The organism is Microvirga roseola (assembly GCF_020866965.1).
Taxonomy (GTDB): domain Bacteria; phylum Pseudomonadota; class Alphaproteobacteria; order Rhizobiales; family Beijerinckiaceae; genus Microvirga; species Microvirga roseola.
In genome coordinates, this window is record NZ_JAJATX010000194.1 from 1 (window position 1) to 271 (window position 271).

1 other RNA gene is annotated in these 271 nt (G+C 62.7%); it reads left to right on the top strand.

From position 1 onward, the window contains the following. Positions 1-10: 10 nt before the first annotated feature. Positions 11-238, top strand: an RNA gene (gene rnpB, locus LG661_RS24845) — RNase P RNA component class A. Positions 239-271 lie beyond the last annotated feature (33 nt).

Below are 271 nucleotides of genomic sequence, written 5' to 3' on the forward strand. Positions count from 1 at the left end.
CAGACAGTCGCCGCTTCATTGCCGTCCTCTTCGGGGAGACAGATGGAGGGGAGGAAAGTCCGGGCTCCATAGGGCAGGGTGCCAGGTAACGCCTGGGAGGCGCAAGCCTACGACTAGTGCAACAGAGAGCAAACCGCCGATGGCCCGCGCAAGCGGGATCAGGTAAGGGTGAAAGGGTGCGGTAAGAGCGCACCGCGCGGCTGGCAACAGTTCGTGGCACGGTAAACTCCACCCGGAGCAAGGCCAAATAGGGGTTCACATGGTACGGCCC